The organism is Trichocoleus sp. ST-U2 (genome assembly GCF_039961875.1).
GTDB lineage: Bacteria > Cyanobacteriota > Cyanobacteriia > Cyanobacteriales > FACHB-T130 > FACHB-T130.
The window spans coordinates 42,832-64,916 of the sequence record NZ_JAMPJY010000014.1; the positions used below are offsets into that span (position 1 = coordinate 42,832).

12 protein-coding genes are annotated in these 22,085 nt (G+C 48.6%); 7 read left to right on the top strand and 5 right to left on the bottom strand.

Features of this window, described 5'->3' with window-relative positions:
- Positions 1 to 67 precede the first annotated feature (67 nt).
- Positions 68 to 436, bottom strand: coding sequence for a BON domain-containing protein (locus tag NC996_RS11865; RefSeq protein WP_190410343.1), 369 nt, complete (start codon positions 434 to 436; stop codon positions 68 to 70).
- A gap of 333 nt (positions 437 to 769) precedes the next feature.
- Between NC996_RS11865 and ilvN the strand changes: the two genes are divergently transcribed.
- The 3 genes from ilvN (at position 770) to NC996_RS11880 (ending at position 8,709) form a co-directional block, all read left to right on the top strand.
- Positions 770 to 1,288 (top strand): acetolactate synthase small subunit, encoded by a 519-nt coding sequence (gene ilvN, locus NC996_RS11870; protein WP_190410342.1) that lies wholly within the window; start codon positions 770 to 772, stop codon positions 1,286 to 1,288.
- 931 nt (positions 1,289 to 2,219) lie between these two features.
- Positions 2,220 to 7,334, top strand: coding sequence for a hypothetical protein (locus tag NC996_RS11875; protein WP_190687406.1), 5,115 nt, complete (start codon positions 2,220 to 2,222; stop codon positions 7,332 to 7,334).
- Positions 7,335 to 7,563: 229 nt separating this feature from the next.
- On the top strand, positions 7,564 to 8,709 hold the full coding sequence (locus NC996_RS11880) for an ABC transporter ATP-binding protein (RefSeq protein WP_190410340.1): 1,146 nt from the start codon (positions 7,564 to 7,566) through the stop codon (positions 8,707 to 8,709).
- A 14-nt stretch (positions 8,710 to 8,723) separates the two neighbouring features.
- On the opposite strand, the gene wecB is transcribed toward NC996_RS11880, so the two are convergent.
- Both wecB and NC996_RS11890 read right to left on the bottom strand, forming a co-directional pair.
- Positions 8,724 to 9,842, bottom strand: a complete 1,119-nt coding sequence (gene wecB / locus NC996_RS11885) for a UDP-N-acetylglucosamine 2-epimerase (non-hydrolyzing) (protein WP_190687408.1) — start codon at positions 9,840 to 9,842, stop codon at positions 8,724 to 8,726.
- Positions 9,843 to 10,001: 159 nt separating this feature from the next.
- On the bottom strand, positions 10,002 to 10,376 hold the full coding sequence (locus NC996_RS11890; protein ID WP_190410337.1) for a hypothetical protein: 375 nt from the start codon (positions 10,374 to 10,376) through the stop codon (positions 10,002 to 10,004).
- Between the two features lie 635 nt (positions 10,377 to 11,011).
- Here NC996_RS11890 and NC996_RS11895 point away from each other — a divergent pair.
- Together NC996_RS11895 and NC996_RS11900 are read left to right on the top strand one after the other, a co-directional pair.
- Positions 11,012 to 12,403: a type IV pilus twitching motility protein PilT gene (locus tag NC996_RS11895; RefSeq protein WP_190410336.1), complete on the top strand. Its 1,392-nt coding sequence runs from the start codon at positions 11,012 to 11,014 to the stop codon at positions 12,401 to 12,403.
- 30 nt (positions 12,404 to 12,433) lie between these two features.
- Entirely contained in the window at positions 12,434 to 13,216 is a 783-nt protein-coding gene (locus NC996_RS11900) for a circadian clock KaiB family protein (RefSeq protein WP_190437783.1), read from the top strand.
- Positions 13,217 to 13,359: 143 nt separating this feature from the next.
- On the opposite strand, the gene NC996_RS11905 is transcribed toward NC996_RS11900, so the two are convergent.
- Positions 13,360 to 14,883 (bottom strand): thioredoxin-like domain-containing protein, encoded by a 1,524-nt coding sequence (locus tag NC996_RS11905; RefSeq protein ID WP_190687483.1) that lies wholly within the window; start codon positions 14,881 to 14,883, stop codon positions 13,360 to 13,362.
- 248 nt (positions 14,884 to 15,131) lie between these two features.
- Complete coding sequence (locus NC996_RS11910; protein ID WP_190687410.1) at positions 15,132 to 16,934, bottom strand: hypothetical protein; 1,803 nt, start codon at positions 16,932 to 16,934, stop codon at positions 15,132 to 15,134.
- 471 nt (positions 16,935 to 17,405) lie between these two features.
- Here NC996_RS11910 and psaA point away from each other — a divergent pair, with 471 nt between their 5' ends.
- Positions 17,406 to 19,664 (top strand): photosystem I core protein PsaA, encoded by a 2,259-nt coding sequence (gene psaA, locus NC996_RS11915; protein ID WP_190410333.1) that lies wholly within the window; start codon positions 17,406 to 17,408, stop codon positions 19,662 to 19,664.
- Positions 19,665 to 19,745: 81 nt separating this feature from the next.
- Positions 19,746 to 21,959: a photosystem I core protein PsaB gene (gene psaB / locus NC996_RS11920; RefSeq protein ID WP_190410332.1), complete on the top strand. Its 2,214-nt coding sequence runs from the start codon at positions 19,746 to 19,748 to the stop codon at positions 21,957 to 21,959.
- Positions 21,960 to 22,085: the final 126 nt, after the last annotated feature.

A 22,085-nucleotide genomic window follows, 5' to 3' on the forward strand; every position in this document is an offset into this window, starting at 1 on the left:
AGTAGGGTGGGCACTTCCCACCCTATCGATTTTTTCTTCTAGCCTCGAATTTCTAGGCCTCTAACTTCTAGCCAATGGTGACTTGATCGGTTTGGACACCCGTGGCACCCTCCACACTCCGGGCGACCGAGACCATTTGATTGAGAATTTGCTGGCTGGGAACTTGTCCTTTTAGCACAACTGTGCCGCCGGTTTGGGCTACATAGAGCGTATTAATATCATCCAGATCCGGATCTTGATCGAAAGCTAGAGCAACCCGCTTGGCAAGTCCGCTTTGGTCATATTCTCCAGTTAATCCCACTCGCTCTGGCGGAATCGTCTCGCTGCTACTTGCAGTGCCGGTTGAGGCAGGAGCTTGAGCTGTCGGTGCTGGTACCGCATTAGTTTGTGCATTTTGCGGCTTTTCCATGCCAAAAAGTCTTTTTAACCAACCCATAGGTATTTTTGCTCCGAATTAAGCTGAACTACACCATTATTATGAAATTACTAAATCAAGACATCTATCAATGAAAAGATTTAAGGTTTTCCGGGGGCTAAAAATCCCTAAATATACAGAGATAGCCGTTTTTTTGTAGCCAAGGGGTGCTATACAGTAACATTAAGATGTAGCTTCGTTAACGTAATTTCTGTTAACATTGCCTTCGCATACCGTGTAGGTAGTAAGTCTTTGCTAACGTACTGCTTACAACCCACGTAGCTTCTTGTAGGGAAGCAAAATATTGCTTAGCGTGTTGAAAGCAACATCGCGCCTCCGCCTGTTTTGTATAAAATGAAACATACCCTTTCAGTTTTGGTTGAAGATGAAGCTGGAGTCCTGACTCGGATTGCCGGTTTGTTTGCCCGTCGGGGATTTAATATTGAAAGCCTTGCTGTTGGACCAGCTGAACAGCTCGGAATCTCCCGGATTACAATGGTCGTGCCGGGAGATGACCGGGTAATCGAGCAACTCACCAAGCAGCTCTACAAGCTGGTGAATGTACTAAAAGTCCAGGATATAACGGATACTCCGTGTGTAGAACGAGAGCTGATGTTGCTGAAGGTGAATGCTACCAGCTCCAATCGCTCGGAAGTGATTGAACTGGCTCAGGTTTTCCGCGCTAGGGTAGTAGACATTGCGGAGGATGCGCTCACTTTAGAAGTGGTGGGAGATCCAGGCAAATTGGTGGCGATTGTTCAAGTGCTGAATAAATTTGGTTTGCGTGAAATTGCTCGTACCGGCAAAATCGCCCTTACCCGCGAGTCGGGTGTTAACACAGAGTTTCTCAAGTCTCTGGAAGCTAAGCTTTAATCGAGGTAAGGGAATTTTCAGCTTGCTGATGCGGGAAGTAGACAGAAGCATCAATTTTCCTCGCTCGGCGATTGCGCTTTTTATCATCTGTTCTTCTCTTCTATTCGCGCTTATTTTCTCCGAGTCTCCAGTCTACTGAGTCTGGCTCGGAGCTTTTTTTAGTAAGGTACTCCAAACGACTTTCCAGGAAATCTACCCAATCGCTGTTATTCCCTGGCTTCCTACTTGCCCTGTGTAGCCAAAGACTGGCATAGCTATAGAAGCGTGAGATTAGAGGTTCCCTTCCCGGAGTAGGCAAGGAATCCCCTTGAGTACAACTTTGTCCTAAACATTCGCAAAAGTTTCCGGATGAGCTGATGCCTACCTCGGATTAGAGGCACTGGATTATATCAGGAGCGGTTAGAGTTTAGTCCTTGCTCAGGACAGATACTATTTTCTTTTATCAGAAAAATCGTTTATTCTCTGATAACTACATAATAAGATGTGAGTTGCCGAAACAGCCGTCAAGAACCTCTGCTAAAGGGGGAGTTGCGAACCTGGTTGGTTCGCAAACCATTCCTGGATGCCAATGCTGGGAGCAATACCGAAAATTCCTGCTGGGTACGCAGTTCCAGATGGTTCCCTATCTGGATTCTTTATAAGACTCTTGGCTTAAGCCCCTAGGAAAAGAGACATCTTGGCAGAAATGAGTGGAGGAACTCATTTTAATCAACGATTTCTGGGAATCATAAAACTCACGTATAACAAAGCTGCCTGACGATAATTCTGGCGAATTATCAGTCAATTGCAAATGCAAAACCTAAGCAGCTCCGAAGCCGGTTCATCTGATTAAAAATAGTATTTGTGCCTATTCGTTTTTAAAATACCGCTACTGCTAAAGCATTGGCAGAGGAATATTGTCTATCGAACGCGCAGGCCAAACGTAGAAGCAATGACCGATCTGAGCCGACCAGAAGAGGCAGATGCATACAACCAACGCTCATTAAAGACGCTCTTGAGAGCGATCGCCCTTTCTCAGGGGCAATTCTCGCTAATTTTGGTGCGCTGCAACTATAGCTTGTTGCAACAGCGGATGGTGCAGCAGGTACGGGAACAAAATCCGTTTCCCGTGCGCGAGGTGATATTAGCAGATTCGGTCAAGACGCTTTACAACCCCATCTTGGAAGCGCTGGAAGAGCCAGGGAATACGTCTCGACAAACAGAAATATTGTCCGCCGCGATGATTTTAGGGCTGGAGTCGGTAGTCGCTCTCGATCAACTGCTGACCTCAACCAATCAAGTACGCGATGAATTTCGCGCTCAGTTTCCTTTCCCCCTCGTGTTGTGGCTCTCCGACGCGGTGCTACAAAAGCTGATTCGGTTTGCGCCAGATTTCAAAAGCTGGGCAGCTTCTTCGATCCGATTTGTGATGTCAGGGGATGAGTTAATCGAATTATTGCGGCAGAAAGCGGACTCTCTATTTGCCAGAGAGCTAGATTCTAGCAATTTTGAGTTGTTGCACCATTCCGCTCTCGATTTAGTTGTTGGTTCCCAGCATCGCCTAGAACTGGAGTCGGCCTTAACAGATTTGCGGCGTCGCGGGCAACAATTGGAGCCTCAACTACAGGCAAGTCTCGAATTTGTGCGGGGGCGCAATGACTACGCCACCGATCAAATCCAGTCAAGCATCGCCCATTATCAACGAAGTCTGGCTTATTTCAGGACTGAAGACTCAGAACTGTTAGCAAAGCGCCACGAAGTACGGACTGGGGAAAACATCAGAAATGAGGGTCAAGAGGCAAGCACCACGATTTCCGATTCTCTGTGTGTCGTTAGTCCTCAGCACTCAGTCCTAAAAGTGGGTTTGCTGCTGTTTCACTTGGGGCAATGCTATACCCGTTTGGCTAACTTGCGACCGGAAATGAGCCGCCAGCACTGGAAGCAAGCGAGAGATTATTTTCAGCAGTGCATTGAAGTTTTTGAGGAAGCTCAACGTCCAGAACTGGTTGCTAAGTTTATTTCATTCCTTTGTGAAGTGCTGCGGCGTTTGGAAGCGTGGGCGGATTTGCAGGAGCTGGCAGAAAAAGCTTTGATCCTGCATCAAACTTATGATGCAAACCTCCAGCAGGCTCAAGATTTTGGCTTTCTGGCGGAGGTGGCGCTTAACCAGTCCAATTGGATAGAAGCGTATCAGCAAGCGACTCTGGCACTTTCAACGCTGGCGGAAGAAACGTTCCAGACAACTTCTGCCGCAATCCCCCAATCTCAGTACGAAAGTTTATATTTGTTGCTGCTGGCACAGTCTCAGAAACATTTGGGACAGCGGCAAGCTGCTGCCGCGATTCAAAACTTGGAACAAGCGCTCAACAAGTGTAACCATCAGTACGATCCCCATTTATGTTTGCGGATTCTCAAGGCACTGCGATCGCTCTACTTTCAGCAGGGTGATTATCTGCAAGCCTTTCAACTGAAGCAAGAGCAGCGTTCCCTGGAGCATCAATACGGGTTCCGTTCTTTTACAGGTGCCGGACGCCTACAGCCTTACCGGCAGGCTCTGAACCCAGGCGTCACATCTGGAGGAGATATGCGCCTGGGAGGGTCGATTCCCCAGGAAATTGCTGCTTCTGGTCGGCAGCAGGATGTCACTCGCCTCATTGACCGGATTGGCCGCAATGACTACAAATTGATTGTGATTCACGGTCCTTCTGGAGTTGGTAAAAGCTCAATTATCACTGCTGGTTTAGTTCCAGCACTCCAGCTCAAAAGCATCGGCGCACGTGATGTTTTACCTGTCGTTATCGAAGTTTATAAAGATTGGGTAGGGACGCTGGCAAGACAATTATCGAAGGAACTCAGAGTCAGAAACCAGGAATCAGAACTCCCTTTAGAGGAGGAAGACGCCCAACACCTTCCCGTCCCGATCGCGTCCGGACAGGAGTCAGAAGATAGCAGCGAAGTGAGAACGGGCGGAGAAACTTTATCTTTACAGGAAATCTTAGAAGAAAGCGATCGCGCTGAAGAAATGCCAATGTCTGCGGTTCCGCCGACACTACTTGCTGCCAACCTCCTAGAACAGTTGCGACACAATAGCGATCGCAATCTGTTAACCGTTCTGATTTTTGACCAGTTTGAAGAATTCTTTTTCGTCTGTACTAATCCAGCGATGCGGCGGCAGTTTTATGAATTTTTGCGCGACTGCCTCAACATTCCCTTTGTAAAAGTTATTTTGTCTCTGCGAGAAGACTATCTGCATTATTTACTAGAGTGCGAACGACTCCAGTATTTAGATGTCATAAATAACGACATTTTAAACCAAGATATTCGCTACTATTTGGGGAATTTTTCTAAGCCGGATGCGCGGCAGATTGTTAAAAGCTTAACCGAACGCTCTCCATTTTTTTATTTAGAGCCACAGTTAATTAATCGGTTAGTGGAAGATTTGGCTGAAGAACTGGGAGAGGTGCGCCCCATTGAATTGCAATTAGTGGGTGCCCAATTGCAGGAAGAAGAAGACAAAATCACCACGATGCAACAGTATCAGCAATTGGGAGCGAATCCGAAAGCCGAACTGGTTGAGCGATTTCTGAAAAAAGTCATTGCTGATTGTGGTATCGAAAATGAAGCTTTGGCTTGGAACGTTTTATTTTTATTGACGAACGAGAAAGGAACGCGACCCCTGAAGACGAAGCAAGAGCTGGCAACCGTATTGCAGCTTGAGGCGGAAAGAGCAGTGGGTGGGGAAATGCCTCTACTAGACTTAATTTTAGAAATTCTTGTAGGATCTGGTTTGGTTTTCGTGATTTGGGAAGGGTCAGAAGCCCGTTACCAATTGGTTCATGATTATCTAGTCGATCGGATTCGTCAAAAATCCGATCTGAACTTGAAAGCCCAATTAGCACAAAGTGAGGAAAAGCTGTATCAGGCACGGAAACAACAATTGCGAACGATTGGCGTCGGCATTATGATGACAATCCTGGCAGTTTCTGCCGGGGGATTTGCGCTGCGAGCCGAAGCTCAAAGAAAGCTGGCAGCGATCGCGCAAACCAATGCTCAACTCACCGCCCTAAGTGCTTCTTCCGAAACGCTCTTTGTCTCCTACAAAGAATTTGATGCCTTAATTGAAGCCTTGAGGGCAGGGAAAAGCCTCGAAAGTGCAGTTGGGGTAGAACCCGATACCCAAATGCGCGTCGTTACGGCGATGCAGCAGGCAATCTACGGAGTACAAGAACGCAATCGCTTGGAAGGACATCGTGATGTCGTTTGGAGCGTCAGCTTTAGCCCCGATGGTCAGACAATTGCCTCTGCCAGCGTCGATAAAACGGTAAAACTTTGGCGGCGCGATGGCAAGATCCTGAAAACCTTGTCAGGTCATCGTGAGAGCGTCACCAGCGTCAGTTTTAGCCCTAACGGTCGCCTCTTAGCTTCGACTGGTTCTGACAAGACAATAAAACTTTGGCAAACAGACGGTACTTTACTAAGAACGATTGACAAAGCACACGGTAGTTTGGTTAATCACGTCAGCTTTAGCCCAAACGGTCAACTATTAGTTTCGGCAAGCGATGACAAAACGGTAAAGCTTTGGAACTATCGCACCGGCAAGTTGCTGAAAACATTGAAACACAACGGAAAAGTTACCAGCGCCACTTTTAGCCCGGATGGTCGATTTTTAGCATCGGCGAGTGACGACAAAACAGTGACAATCTGGAACATGGCTTCCATGACGGTCGAGCAACCCTACAAAATCCTCAAGGGACATACTGGCAAAGTAACCAACCTCAATTTCAGTCCCGATAAGCAGTTGTTAGCTTCAGCAAGCGATGACAAAACAGTCAGGCTTTGGAACTACCAAACTGGACAAACGATCCGGGTTCTTCAGGGACACAGTGACTGGGTGTTTGGAGCGAGTTTTAGTCCGAATAGCCAGATGATTGCCTCTGCCAGTAATGACAATACAATGAGACTCTGGCATCGCAACGGGAAGCTGCTGAAAATCCTGCGGGGACATAGTGATGGGGTGACAAGTGTTAGTTTTAGCTCCGATGGTCAGACGATTGCTTCTAGTAGTTACGATAAAACTGTCAAATTCTGGCGACTTAATGATATGTCGCGCACTGTTTTAAGAGGACATACGGATCAGATATATGATGTGAGTTTCAGTCCCGATGGTCAGATGGCTGCCTCTGCCAGTCAAGATAATTCAGTGAAGTTGTGGGACAGAAGCGGTTCTTTGATCGCTACGTTGAATGGACATAAAGATCGGGTCAATAGCGTGAGTTTTAGCCCCGACTCTCAGTTGATTGCTTCTGCATCTCGTGACAAGACGTTGAAACTCTGGAATCGCTCGGGTACGCTTCTCAACCCCCTGAATGAGCCAAATAAGCACAGCGATTGGGTTTTGGATGTGGCGTTTAGTCCCAATGCCAAAATGATTGCTTCTGCTTCTCGTGATAAGACGGTAAAACTTTGGGATACTTCGGGCAATTTGATTAAAACTTTAACTGGGCATCGCGATCGCGTTAATGCAGTGGCTTTTAGCCCCGACGGGGAATTACTGGCGACTGCTAGCGACGATCATACGGTCAAAGTCTGGACTGCCGAGGGAAAATATCTGCAAACCTTACCGGGACATAGTGGTTGGGTTTTGGATGTCGCTTTTAGCCCGGATAGTCAGCTAATCGCATCCGCGAGTTATGACAATACGGTTAAACTTTGGCGGCGCGATGGTTCTTTATATCGAACTTTGAAAGGGCATACGGATAGCGTTGCTCACGTTAGTTTTAGCCCGGATGGTCAAATTCTAGCGACGACGACCTGGGAAAACACGGTGCAATTGTGGCGACTGGATGACACGTTAATTAAAACGCTCCCAGGTCATAGCGATCGCGTTACCAGTGTGAGTTTCAGTCCAGATGGCAAGATTCTAGCTTCTGCCAGTAAGGACAAAACCGTGATGTTGTGGAATCTGGATCTCGATAATCTCCTGGCACGCAGTTGTAGTTGGGTGCAGGACTATTTAGAAAACAATCCCAAAGTCCGAGAAAGCGATCGCCTACTTTGTGATAATTAGTGGTTTTGGGTCATTCTATGATGAACCGCGTTGGCGGAGAGAGCGCCAAGGAAGAAAAATGAAAGAAGTTTATAAATAAATGAGAATTGCTAAATAACAAGCTGAAATGCTTAATGAGTAAGAGTTTTGGTGTACCCCACGCGAACGAAGATTGCTAGAGGAACGTGGGCAGTAGAAACTAGGGCTTTGAACTATAAACTAATGACTAATTGACTCATCTCTAACAACAATGGCAAACGTTCGCTTAGAAGGAATTACCCGAAAATTTAATAATGCTACTGCGATTGAGGATATTTCCTTCGAGGTGCCGGATGGGCAGTTCTGGGTGATGGTGGGACCTTCCGGTTGTGGCAAATCCACGATTTTGCGGACAATTGCGGGTTTGGACACGCAAAGTAGCGGCAATCTCTACATTGGGAATGTCCTGATGAATGAGATTCCTGCTAGGGCAAGAGATGTGGCGATGGTGTTCCAAAATTACGCCCTCTACCCGCACATGACCGTTGCTAAAAATTTAGCTTTTGGTCTACGGATGCGTGGAACTGACGCGAAAACGATGCAGGAACGAGTAGAGACGGTCGCGCGATCGCTCGATATCGCCCATCTCCTCGACCGCAAACCCAAGCAGCTATCGGGGGGACAACAGCAACGGGTGGCATTAGGGAGAGCGATCGCTCGTCAACCCCAAGTATTCTTATTAGATGAACCCCTCTCTAACCTAGATGCCCAGCTGCGAGACGATACCAGGGCAGAACTCAAGCAATTGCACCAACAAGTGGGAATTACCACGATCTACGTCACCCACGATCAGGTAGAGGCGATGACCCTAGCGGATCGAATTGTGGTACTCAATCGCGGTCGGATTCAACAAATTGGCGACCCGCAAACAATTTATGCGCGACCGGCAAATTTGATGGTTGCTACATTCTTAGGCAATCCACCGATGAATATTCTCCACGCGACTTATACGGGTGAAGTTTTTCAGGTGGGGGATCAGGCTTTATCTTGTCCTCCAGCGCTTCAGGACAAGTTGCAACTCAGACAGGGACAGGGCATAGAGTTAGGGATTCGCCCAGAGCATATAACAACTAAAAATGAAAAATTAAAGATTAAAAACGAACAAGAACCCGAAGCCTTTGGTCGGGACGGGGTCTTGCCTCTACAGCACTCACTGCTGATGGTTGAGGTGAAGGTTGTAGAACCGCTGGGACGGGAGACACTGATTCGGGCGAATTTACCGGCGTCTGGGGTACCGATCAATATCCAGGCAGCTTCAGATTGGCGGGGTCATTCCGGCGATCGCATTTCTGTACAGCTCGACCTCAACCAGTTATTTGTCTTTGACCCCACCACGGGCGATGCTCTGTTTCCTTAAGAATTCGCGACTTGTTAACAGCTTTGGAAATGTTTCTCAACAACTTGCAATATTCTCTCAGCAGAACGACCATCGCCAAAGGGATTAATTGCCGTTGCCATTGCTTGATAAGCACTGCGATCGCTGAGGAGTTCTGTTGCCGCTGCAAGAATTTGATTGGGTTCTGTTCCTACTAATTTTGCAGTTCCCGCGGCTACCGCCTCTGGTCGTTCGGTGGTTTCCCTCAATACCAGTACCGGCTTCCCCAAACTCGGTGCTTCCTCCTGCAATCCTCCAGAATCAGTCAATACCAAATAACAGCGTTGAATCGCCCCTACCAGTTCGGCGTAATCTAACGGTTCTGTTAAGAAGATTCTGGGATGATTACCGAGAAGTTCTTGTAGCGGTTCTCTCACAGTCGGGTTGCGATGGAGCGGCAACAGTAATGCAGTATCCGAAAATTTATCTAATATTTGGAGAAATCCCTCCGCAATTCCCCGCAGGGGTTCTCCCCAGTTCTCGCGTCGGTGGACTGTTGCCAGTAGCGTGCGATATCCACTCCAGTCCAAACCGGGAATCGGGCAATCCGGCTGACTTTTCGCCACGGTTAATAAAGCATCGATGACTGTATTCCCAGTATGGTGAACTTCGCCAGTGACGCCAGAACGTTGCAGATTTTCTACCGCTAGGGTTGTGGGGGCAAAATGTAACTGAGTTAGCTGAGAAATTAATCGCCGATTGGCTTCTTCTGGGTAAGGATTAAAAAGCTCGTCGGTGCGTAATCCCGCTTCCACATGACCGACAGGAATTTTTTGATAAAACGCTGCTAAAGCTGCGGCAAAGGCTGTGGTTGTATCTCCTTGAACTACTACCAAATGAGGCTGTAACTGTTTAAATACAGTTTCCAATCCTCGCAAACTACGACAAGTAATATCTGTCAGAGTTTGTTGATGTTGCATAATTTCTAAATTTTGGTCGGCATTCAGCCCAAATAGCTGCATGACTTGCTCGACCATCTCTCGATGTTGACCCGTCAATATTACGTGAGTTTGAAAAGTTAGCGATTCCTGAAACTTTTGGATAACAGGTGCTAGCTTAATGGCTTCCGGACGGGTTCCCAGCGTGATGCAAACTTTGATAGGAGATGGCGGCATGGAAATTTAACTTAATTGGGAATAATCGGGAGAGAAGCGCGATCGCACTTCTCTTCCCATCCTACGCTTGCCATTTTCCTACGAAAAGACCCGGCAGGTGCCGGGTCGCAGAACTCTTGCAGACAATAGACTAACTTATTAAAAGCGTTCACAGGCCATTCAAGAATCTAGATCGCAGGTTAGTGGGCAAGCTGCATAGACAGAGGTATGTAGCGGATTGGCTTCACCATGCAGCCAGTGCAACCAACGAACTTCTTGAGGATTAACACCCTTCAGCGTTAGCAATGCCGCACCAGCGACAACTGCCAAAATATTCCCGCCAATTAAAGCTCCAGCGACCAACAAAACTGCGCTAACTGGCAGTACAGATTGTAAAGCGATCGCTAACAAAGCGCCAACCGTAACCATCAAAACAACTAAGGGGAAACCCACCACCAGCAAGCAAACCCCTAAAGTAAAAGTCCAGATCAAAAAGCTCTTGACCATAGACAATGAATACACTTTTGCCAAACCTTGATTGTGACTTAATTGCACGATTTTTTCTCCTGATAGTCAAAGAACAAATTTATATGCGGAAAATGACTTTTAATCGATCCCCTAGTATCGACTAAGTGAAAATCAGTATAGTTAATCCTTTTCTTTAGATGAGCCGTTCTTAACCAAAATTTACAGTCAATCCAGAAGATTTATGGATGCGAAACTTTTCCAAATGCTCTATATTAGACTGCCTTATAAAACGACCATCATCCAAAAGATAGAAATTTGAAGAGGTTCTAGGTTTCAGTCTTTTCCACCAATCGAGCAATTTTGTAGCCCAAGCAGTGGCAGAGCGAAACAACCAAACCCGCTTTCAGTACGCTTAACATATCTTATAACTTTCAACGGGTATTCTCATAAACCAGCTCATCTAGGGCTAACGGGTAAACCGCCGCCAGACGGCTAAGTTGCCACTGCTGCTGTTTTGAGCTGGTAAGAGAATTTTTGGCGTTGAATGTTAGCGAACCAAAAGTTTTGGGAAAACTAGGAATAGGAGTTTTTAAGGCTCCTCAAATAAAAGCTGTGGCGTGTTCCACCGAATCGCTTTGCGTCTTAAAAGAACGTATTCGCGGGCTATCCTTAGCTTTTTTTGTAACGATTCCTACAAATTTTCAATCAGTGGTAGTTGAAAGATGACAGAACCGCAGCGTCCGCCCATGTCACCACCGCCTCCACCCCGCGTTCCCCCACCACCCCCGCCAGGAATGCGACCTCCGGCTAGGGATACAGCTGCCACCGTTTCCACTCAGCAGCAGCCCATGCAAACGATGCAGATGACTGCGCCGCCCTCTCCCCATGCAGCGGCAAGTGCAGGGGCAGCTTCTGTATCTGCTCCACCGAAAGCGGCTCCTCCAGCAGCGGGGACAGGAGTTCGATCCCCTGCTACAGCTGCCTCGGCAGCATCAGCAACAGCAGCAACGGTGGTGGCTCGAACGGCTGCAAGGGGTCCAGGTCCTAGTCCCGGACAGCCCACCTTGAAGGAAATCGTCGTCAAAGCTCATGAAAACGGAATTTCCGACATTCATGCAGGTGTCGGTGAAATTCCTCGCTACCGCAAACGGGGCGACATGGAGATGACCGATTATCCGCAGACGGATGAAGCGACATTCATGAGCTGGTTGCGAGAGGTGATGACTGATGCTCAGATTCGGGAATTTGAAGAGCGCTTAGACTTTGACGGCGTTACCCAGTATGAATTCTCTCGCGCCCGGATTAACGTGTTTGGTTCGATGCGCGGTCCAGCGATGGTGATGCGATTGATTCCAAACAATATTCTGACTTTGGAGCAACTGCGGTTGCCAGAGGTGTTTAAGGATATTTCCCATTACCATAAGGGATTGATTTTGGTCACAGGCCCAACGGGTTCGGGTAAATCCACCACGATGGCTGCCATGATTGACTACATCAATAAGGAGATGGCAAAGCACATCATCACGATTGAAGACCCGATTGAATTTGTTCATACGAGTCGCAAGTCGCTGATTAAGCACCGGGAAGTAGGGTTGAACACCTTAAAGTTCGACAATGCGCTGAAAGCCGCTTTGCGGGAAGATCCCGATCTGATTCTGGTTGGGGAAATGCGAGATAAAGAAACGGTTAACACTGCTCTCAAAGCGGCGCAAACGGGTCACTTGGTGATGGGGACGCTGCACACCAATAGCGCTGTGAAAACGATTGAGCGGATTCTCAATCTGTATTCAGCAGAAGAGCAGCATTCGATGAAAATAGCGATCGCTGAATCTCTGGTGGCGATCATTTCCCAAGGATTATGCAAAACGACCGATGGCAAGCGTGCGGCTTTCCACGACATCCTGATTAATACCGAAGCAATCAAGGACTACATTAAGGAGGGTAAGTACGAAGAAATTACGGGAATCATGCTAGGCTCCAGCTTTGACGGCATGATGACAATGAACAAAGCCCTCCTCGACCTCTACCATGAGGGTCGAATCACCGAAGAGACTGCTCTGGAAATGTCGCCCACTCCGAATGAGATGGCTCAGTTCCTCCGAGGTCGGGTGTAACAATTAAAAATGTAAAATTAAAAATTAAAAATGGAAGAAGGGTTTCTTCTTTCATTTTTATTATTTTGGCGCTTTTTCTTGACTCAAGATCCACTCTCTCTTCCCCAGCTCTTTAAAGGTATTGCCCTGTTTACGCCAGGGGGAGACTTAATTTATTGCATCGATCCCAATAAGCAGAGCCACTGGCACCTACATCTGTGTGCTGGACTTCAAGAAATGCTGGGATTACCCGAACCTCCCCATTTTTTAGTGCCAGCTTATACCGCGACGATCGATCGGTGGCTCGATCCTTACACCCAGCAGTTACGAATTGCCGCTGAGGTTTATTTGCCGGTACGACGGCATCAGGCATTGCTGAATGGGATTTTCCAGAATAGCAACTTGCAAAATTGGCAAGTTGCTCCTTGGCCTTCAGAATTAGGCGATCCTATCGTATTAGAAACTTATCGTCACCAATTTCCCCAACTTTGGGAAAATCACGATTTGATTGTGCGCTTGGAACGCACGGGTTTCCAGCCTTCATTCCGCCCAGTTTCGACGCCTGGGTACGTCCTGCGCCTATTTGTTTCCGGTCATAATGGCTCTACCGAACACACACTCCAAAGCCTGCATCAGTTGTTAGAGCAATCTCTGGGTCATCCTTACACTTTGAAAGTGATTGACATCTTCAAACATCCAGAACAGGCGGAGTCAAATCATATCTCTGCTACACCTACCCTTGTTAGGGTTTGGCCTGAACCTGTGCGACGGATTGTGGGAGATTTAGACAATATTGAGAGAGTCTTGCAGGTACTTGGGGCTGTAGATTACTGAGTAGAGGCACACGAGTGCCGTGTAATACTATTTCACCTGAAGGTCGCTACAAATATATTGCTGGAAGTGGCTGCTGACAAAATGCGATCGCTATAAGTCTTCTACAATCCAAAATCTAAACTCTCCATGTCTCGCCTCTTATTTTAATCAGCGGTAGGAATACAGACGTCTGGCGCACACAACCCAGCAAATTTCAAGGTTATCACTTCCATTGTGGCGACATCGACACGACGGATAGCATGGTTATTAGTATCGGCAATGTATAAATGAGAGCCAATCGCACTCACTCCTGATGGCTCAAAAAATTGACTGCTGGTGCCTTGTCCATCTTTGTTTCCTGCCGTCCCATCCCCCAAAACTGTGTTACAAATCCCGGTCTTCGGGTCAACTCGCTTAATTTTGTGGTTGTAGCTATCAGCGACCCAGAGGTAATTCTGAGCGTATTCAACGCCTAAACAATGCTGGAGTCGAACCTCAAAGCCTTTACCATCAATATCCCCAAACCCAAATAGCTCACCACTGCCACAAATTGTTCGCACCTGAACCTTTTCACCCAATCCAATGCCACGGATTGAGCTAATTTCGCTGTCGGCAACGTATAACTCTTGTCCGTCGGTGGTAATGCCGCTGGGTTGAGAAAAGGCAGATTCGTCTAGATTCCCATCAACGCATGATTCGGCTCCAATCCCTGCGTAGGTACCAATGATGCCGTTTTCCAGCTGCATTTCCCAGATTTGGTGGACTCCTGCCATCGCAATAAACAAGCGATTTCCTACTTTTTCTAAATCCCAAGGAGAATTAAGAGGAGTTTCTCGTGCCGTACCCCTGTAGGAGCGAAGGTGATGGCTTTGTTCGCCAGTACCGGCAATTGTTTCAACCTTTTGATTCTTTAGATCGATCTGTCGCAGGGTATGATTTTCGGTATCGGCAACATAGAGAATGTCATTTTCTGCGTCGAGTGCCATGCCTTGGGGAGCGAAAAATTGAGCATCTGTAAAGGAACCATCGGTTAAGCCTTGTTTGCCAGTACCAACGATCTGTAGCAGTTTACCGGCAAGGGTAGCGATCGCAATCCGGTGATGTCCGGAGTCAGCGATGAACAGGCGAGCGCGTGTTTCATCCGCTAACACTTTACCGGGAAAAGCCAGGGGTGTTACCAACGGTTGCCGCTGTTTTTCTAAAGTAAGGCTGAGTTCTTGAAAATTAATCGTTCCTCTCTCTTTGTGTTGTTGAATCAGCTGCGAAATCAGCTTCTCTACGACATCCTGATTTCCTTCCCCAGATACATAGCCGATGACGTAACCTTGGGGGTCAATCATCGTCAAAGTGGGCCATGCACGGACAGCATACTGACTCCAAATAGCAAAATTGCTATCGACGATAACTGGATGCTCAATGTCGTAGCGCAGAACTGCCTGACGAATGTTTTCAACTTCTTTTTCGTTGTCAAATTTGGCGGAGTGGACGCCAATCACCGTGAGGCTGTCTTTGTATTTCTGCTCCAGGTACTTCAACTTTGGCAGGACGTGCAGACAATTGATGCAGCAATACGTCCAAAAGTCAAGAATTACCACTCGCCCTTTTAATTCACGTAGGGAAAGGGGACGATCTGTATTGAACCAGATTTGGTTTTGGGGAAATTCTGGCGCTCTAACACGGGGCGTCATCATGTCTCCTTTTTCACTAACCGCGATGGGAACAGAACGCTCCTCAAGAAGGATGTTGTAAAGCCGATACTGTTCGGTTAAAGATGAATCGGTGGGAATTTTAGATATTTAGAGACGCATTCGCGAAGCAGCACGGTAAGCCTGGGGCTTTCAGAGAATCAATATCCATCTATGGTCCTAGGGGTAAGGACAAAGCCCGTGCCCCTACATCTGTTGTTGAGACCAATTTATGGATTCCTGAGCAATCTCTAAGGCGTTGCAGCTTCCCCTAGCTGAGCATCCTCTGGATTTTCCGCTGTTGGGACTTCTAGTTCCGGTGTTGCCGGTTTTGATTTTTGGAAGAAACGGCTGGGGATATCTGGCTCAGATGGAGCTTGGATAATCCGCAACGGTGGAGCCGCAGCAGGTTTAGGAATCAATACGTCCTTGATATCGGCTTTTGGTTTTGCTTGAGCGAAGGTTGGGGATGATTGAGCTGATTGGGTTGTCTCTTCAGTCTTCTGCTGTACAGAATCTGTTGGCTGAGGCGAGGACGGTGGTTGTAGCAAATCTGGTTGAGCAGGTACTACCTGAAGCGGCTCTTCTGGCGCTGGCGATGGGACTATTTCCGGTAAGGCTGGCGGTAAATTGCGCGTAGGAGTATCAACACCTGCATCTGGACGCCGGAAGCGATTGAAGAATCCGCCTTTGGGTTTCTCTACCTGCTTTGGCGCTGGGGACGCTGGGGGCGTAGATGGAACCGTTTCTACTTCAGGACTTGCTTCTGGACTTGGCGTTATCTCTGGTAAAGTCCCTGGTTGAGGAATCTTTTCTGGGGGTATGGCTAAGGAAGAAGGCTCCTCAATTGCCTCAGGCACTGGCAGTGCAGGTGGTGGGCTAACTGGAGCCTCTGAACGCCGAAAACGATTAAAGAATCCGCCTTGGGGTTTTTCTAACTGTTTTGTCGCTGGGGGTGCCTCGGCTGGCTTGGCTGGCTCAACTTCAGAGGACGTCGGTTCTTCTTTACTCAGCTGCGGCGCTGGTGTTTCTTCAACGGCAGGAGGCGCTAACGGTTCCGGTGTCGGCGTCGGCGTCGGCGTGAAAGATGGCTCAGGGGTTGCTGTCGGCACTGGCGTCTTACCACTGTAGTTGGGGTTTACAATCCCGCGAGCAGCAGTCGCCGAGAGTTCCCCGCGTACCAATTTGGCAAGGGTATCTTTGCCTTTCGGTTCGTAGGTAATCAGCCGCACGGTGTTGTTGAAGACGTTTGTGACTGGATTTCCCTGTTCATCTAAAAATTCCAGTTGTACCCAGTTCTTCCCTGAGTTAAAGCCTTTGAGATAAAGGGGTTGCCATCTGTCCATGACAAAGCTTTGACCGTTTACGGTAACGCGAACTCGCCAGTCGGCAATTTCGTCGTCGGGATTGGACTGGGCGACCAAGTGCAGGGGGGCGTTAGTCAGGTAGAAGTCAAGCATAATTGGCTCGGCTCCATAACTGCCCGTGGGGCGGCTATAGGTCAACAGAGGCTGCCCTGGATCGGGGTTGTTGTCCGTTGTCTTGGTGAAAAGGTGAAAGGTTGTTTGGGCGTAAGCACCTTCGTTTTTGAAGCTCTCATGCCAGGGGCGGGAGGCAAAAACTCGCAGGGTGTGAGTTCCGGGAGCTAAATCTTCAAAGACTAGAGGCTGTTCTAAGTCATAAACGGCTTTGTAAGGCTGGTTGTCCAGGATGACATGTAAATGGGGGCCAAGACCGAGTTGGGGGTCTTTGAAGATGGGTAGATCCCGAACTTGGAGCCGCACTGCCACTGTTGTGTCTTGAAGAACTTCATCAGCTTGGGGACTGAGGATGGTGACTTGAGGCTGATAACTCTCCAACGCTGGGCGCAGCTGTTGAATGACCTCGGGGGGAGATACCTCTGAGATTTGCCCAGAGCTTAGAGAAGATGAGGGTTTGGAGGTACCTGATGGGGTCGTCAGGGCGCGATCGCCACAACTGACTAAACTTCCTACCAAAACAGTTGCCATCAGTAACGAAACTATCGTTCTTAGAGGGTTCCACCGGCGATTCATGCCCAACACGCACTCCTACTCCTTCCACGACCAACATCAAAAATCAAGACCTGTCCATAGGGAACTATAGCCCAAAAGCATCAACTACACCCTCGCAATGCCGTGAATTTCAGGCTCTGACAACCCAGAAGACACGGATTTTAAATGAGCTAATCGTTGCGTTTTGTTAACTAAATTTAATCCCTCTTGACTTTTTAACACTAAATATGGAGGTGCAAGCTAAGTTGCATCAATACTTGACCAAATTTGAATTATTGTTAAGTGGCTCGAAATACCCAGTAAACCTAGTCCTATCATCTACAAAGATAGAGGGTGTGGTTTTACAACCCTTCCCTCTCAGCGAACCCTTTAAAACGGGTATTCCATAAATTGGGGAAAGTAGTTCTTCAAAGAGCCTGCTTTCCTACCCATTAAAATCTAATTTTCTAATGGGACAGAACTCGTTCCTTGTCTAGAGAGAGGAGAGTCCTCATGACAATCAGTCCTCCGGAGCGAGAGGAGAAAAAAGTAAGGGTTGTTGTCGATAAAGATCCAGTGCCTACTTCCTTTGAGAAGTGGTCGCAGCCGGGTCATTTTGACCGCACCCTTGCTAGAGGTCCAAAAACCACCACGTGGATTTGGAACCTTCACGCCCTCTCGCATGATTTCGATAGTCATACCAGTGACTTAGAAGACGTATCTCGGAAAATTTTTGCCGCGCACTTTGGTCACTTAGCCGTGATCTTCATCTGGCTAAGCGGTATGTATTTTCATGGCGCTAAGTTTTCAAACTACGAAGCTTGGCTAGCTAATCCTTTAGGCGTCAAGCCTAGCGCTCAAGTCGTTTGGCCTATCGTTGGTCAAGATATTTTGAATGCCGATGTGGGCGGTGGCTTCCACGGGATTCAAATCACCTCTGGCTTGTTCCAGGTTTGGCGGGCAGCTGGCTTCACAAACACATTCCAGCTGTACTGCACTGCCATCGGTGGCTTGGTAGCAGCAGCTCTGATGCTGTTTGCTGGCTGGTTCCACTATCACAAGCGGGCTCCCAAACTGGAATGGTTCCAGAATGTAGAGTCAATGCTAAACCACCACCTAGCTGGGTTGCTGGGTCTGGGGTGCTTGTCTTGGGCCGCTCACCAAATTCACGTGGCGCTGCCCACCAACAAGCTCCTGGATGCAGGAGTTGCCATCAAAGATATTCCGCTGCCTCATGAGTTCATCTTGAACCGTGACTTGATGGCCCAACTGTATCCCAGCTTTAACCAAGGGTTGACGCCATTCTGGACTTTGAACTGGGGCCAGTATGCTGACTTCCTGACGTTCAAAGGCGGTTTAAATCCCCAGACAGGTGGATTGTGGCTGTCAGATACGGCACACCATCACCTAGCCTTGGCAGTACTCTTCCTGATCGCCGGTCATATGTATCGGACGAACTGGGGGATTGGTCACAGCATTAAGGAAATTCTAGAGAACCACAAAGGTCCCTTCACAGGCGACGGTCATAAGGGTCTCTATGAAAACATGACCACATCCTGGCACGCGCAGTTGGGAACCAACCTTGCCATGCTGGGTTCTGTGACCATCATCGTGGCTCACCATATGTACGCGATGCCTCCGTATCCGTACCTTGCCACTGACTACGCTACTCAGTTGTCCATATTCACTCACCACATGTGGATTGGGGCATTCTTGATCGTTGGCGGAGCGGCTCACGCTACCATCTTTATGGTGCGGGATTACGATCCGGTAGTGAACCAGAACAACGTGCTGGATCGGGTGATTCGTCACCGGGATGCAATTATTTCCCACCTCAACTGGGTTTGTATCTTCCTAGGCTTCCACAGCTTTGGCTTGTACATCCACAACGACACGATGAGTGCTTTGGGTCGCCCCCAAGATATGTTCTCGGATACGGCGATTCAGTTGCAGCCGGTGTTTGCTCAGTGGGTGCAAAACCTGCACACTCTGGCTCCTGGTGGCACAGCTCCTAACCAGCTAGAACCAGTAAGTTATGCCTTCGGCGGCGGTATCGTTGCTGTAGGCGGTAAGGTGGCGATGATGCCAATCGCGCTGGGTACGGCGGACTTCATGATCCACCATATTCACGCTTTCCAAATTCACGTCACTGTTCTAATTCTGCTGAAAGGCTTCTTGTTTGCCCGTAGCTCTCGTCTGATTCCAGACAAGATGAATTTGGGCTTCCGCTTCCCTTGCGACGGTCCCGGTCGTGGTGGTACCTGCCAGGTCTCTGGTTGGGACCATGTATTCCTGGGTCTGTTCTGGATGTTCAACACCATTGCGATCGCGGTTTACCACTTCAGCTGGAAAATGCAATCCGATGTGTGGGGCACAGTCAATGCTGATGGAACGGTGGATCATATCACCGCAGGCAACTTTGCGATGAGTGCCATCACTATCAATGGCTGGTTGCGTGATTTTCAATGGGCACAAGCTGCTCAAGTAATTCAGTCTTACGGTACAGCCCTCTCAGCCTACGGTCTGCTGTTCCTGGGCGCTCACTTTGTGTGGGCATTCAGCCTGATGTTCCTATTCAGCGGTCGTGGCTACTGGCAGGAGTTGATTGAGTCGATTGTTTGGGCTCACAATAAGTTGAAGGTTGCCCCTTCTATTCAGCCTCGCGCTCTGAGCATCATTCAGGGTCGGGCCGTTGGGGTAGCTCACTTCCTCCTGGGCGCGATCGTCACGATATGGGCGTTCTTCGAGGCGCGAATCCTTTCAATAGGATGATTTAAGCCTGAGTAACGAGTGCTGAGTAAAGAGTATGATGCTCTGAGTCCTCAGCACTCAGCACTGATAATTGAGGAGACTATGGCGACAAAATTCCCCAAATTTAGCCAAGACCTCGCTCAGGACCCGACTACACGTCGGATCTGGTACGGGATTGCAACGGCTCACGACTTTGAAAGCCATGATGGCATGACGGAAGAAAATCTTTATCAAAAGATTTTCGCTACTCACTTCGGTCATGTGGCAATTATCTTCCTGTGGGCCTCTAGCCTCCTGTTCCACGTCGCCTGGCAAGGTAATTTTGAACAGTGGATTAAAGATCCGTTGAATGTGCGTCCTATCGCTCACGCGATTTGGGACCCCCACTTTGGTCAACCGGCAGTAGATGCCTTTACTCAAGGTGGTGCGACTTTTCCAGTGAATATTGCCTACTCAGGTGTTTACCACTGGTGGTACACCATCGGTATGCGGTCAAATAATGATCTGTACCAAGGTGCAGTGTTCCTAATTGTCCTGTCTGCAGTCTTCTTGTTTGCAGGCTGGCTGCACCTACAGCCCAAGTTCAGTCCTAGCCTTTCTTGGTTCAAGAGTGCCGAGCCTCGGCTGAACCACCACCTGGCAGGTCTGTTTGGCGTTAGCTCCTTGGCTTGGGCAGGTCACTTGATTCACGTTGCGATTCCCGAATCTCGCGGTCAGCACGTAGGTTGGGATAACTTCCTGACAACGCTGCCTCACCCCGCAGGCTTGGGACCGTTCTTCACCGGCAACTGGGGCGTCTACGCTGAGAACCCAGAGGCTGCTGGTCATGTGTTCGGTACCTCTCAAGGTGCAGGAACAGCGATTCTGACGTTCTTGGGTGGCTTCCATCCCCAGACACAATCGCTGTGGCTGACGGATATGGCTCATCACCACTTGGCGATCGCAGTCATCTTCATCATCGCCGGTCATATGTACCGGACTAACTTTGGGATTGGTCACAGCATCAGAGATATGCTGAACGCCAAAAACTTCTTTGGCACCAAGACTGAAGGTCAATTCAACCTACCTCACCAAGGGTTGTACGACACCTACAACAACTCTTTGCACTTCCAGTTGTCTATACACCTGGCAGCGCTGGGAACTGCTACTTCCCTGGTAGCGCAGCACATGTATGCGATGCCTCCCTATGCATTCATCGGGAAAGACTTCACAACTCAAGCAGCGCTCTACACACACCACCAGTACATTGCTGGTTTCCTGATGCTGGGAGCATTTGCCCACGCAGGTATCTTCTGGGTACGTGACTACGACCCAGAACAAAATAGAGGTAACGTCCTCGATCGAGTACTCCAGCACAAAGAAGCGATCATCTCGCACCTGAGCTGGGTCTCCCTATTCCTAGGCTTCCACACCCTAGGTCTGTACGTCCACAACGATGTTGTGGTTGCCTTCGGGACTCCCGAAAAGCAGATTCTGATTGAGCCGGTATTTGCCCAGTTCATTCAGGCTTCTCACGGAAAAGTCCTCTACGGCTTGGATACTCTCCTGTCTAATCCTGATAGCGTTGCCTCAATGGCTGGTGGCCCTTGGCTTCCCGGTTGGCTCGATGCTATCAACAACGGTACGAACTCTCTGTTCTTGACAATTGGCCCTGGCGATTTCTTGGTTCACCACGCATTCGCCCTCGCCATCCACACCACCACCCTGGTTTTGGTCAAGGGTGCGTTGGATGCTCGTGGCTCCAAGCTGATGCCCGATAAAAAGGACTTCGGCTACGCCTTCCCTTGCGACGGCCCCGGTCGTGGCGGTACTTGCGAACTCTCCGCGTGGGATTCCTTCTACCTCGCTGCGTTCTGGATGCTGAACACCATTGGTTGGGTAACCTTCTACTGGCACTGGAAGCATCTGGGCATCTGGCAAGGCAACGTGGCTCAGTTCAATGAGTCTTCTACTTACCTCATGGGCTGGCTGCGCGACTACCTCTGGCTGTACTCCGCTCAGTTGATCAACGGGTATAACCCCTACGGCATGAATAACCTGGCGGTTTGGGACTGGATGTTCCTGTTCGGACACCTAGTTTGGGCTACTGGTTTCATGTTCCTGATCTCTTGGCGTGGTTACTGGCAAGAGTTGATCGAAACCCTTGTCTGGGCACACGAGCGCACTCCTCTGGCGAACTTAGTTCGTTGGAAGGACAAGCCGGTTGCTATGTCCATCGTCCAAGGTCGCGTGGTTGGTCTAGCTCACTTTGCAGTTGGCTATGTCTTGACCTACGCCGCCTTCCTGATTGCCTCTACTGCTGGTAAATTTGGTTGATCTCCTGTAGTTCGCTGAATCAATGCATTTTAGGTAATTAAAACAAAATCCCCTGCCTTCTGGTAGGGGATTTTTTTATAAGATTGTCTTGGCTAAAGTTCTCAAGGAAAATGTAGCTTAAAACGG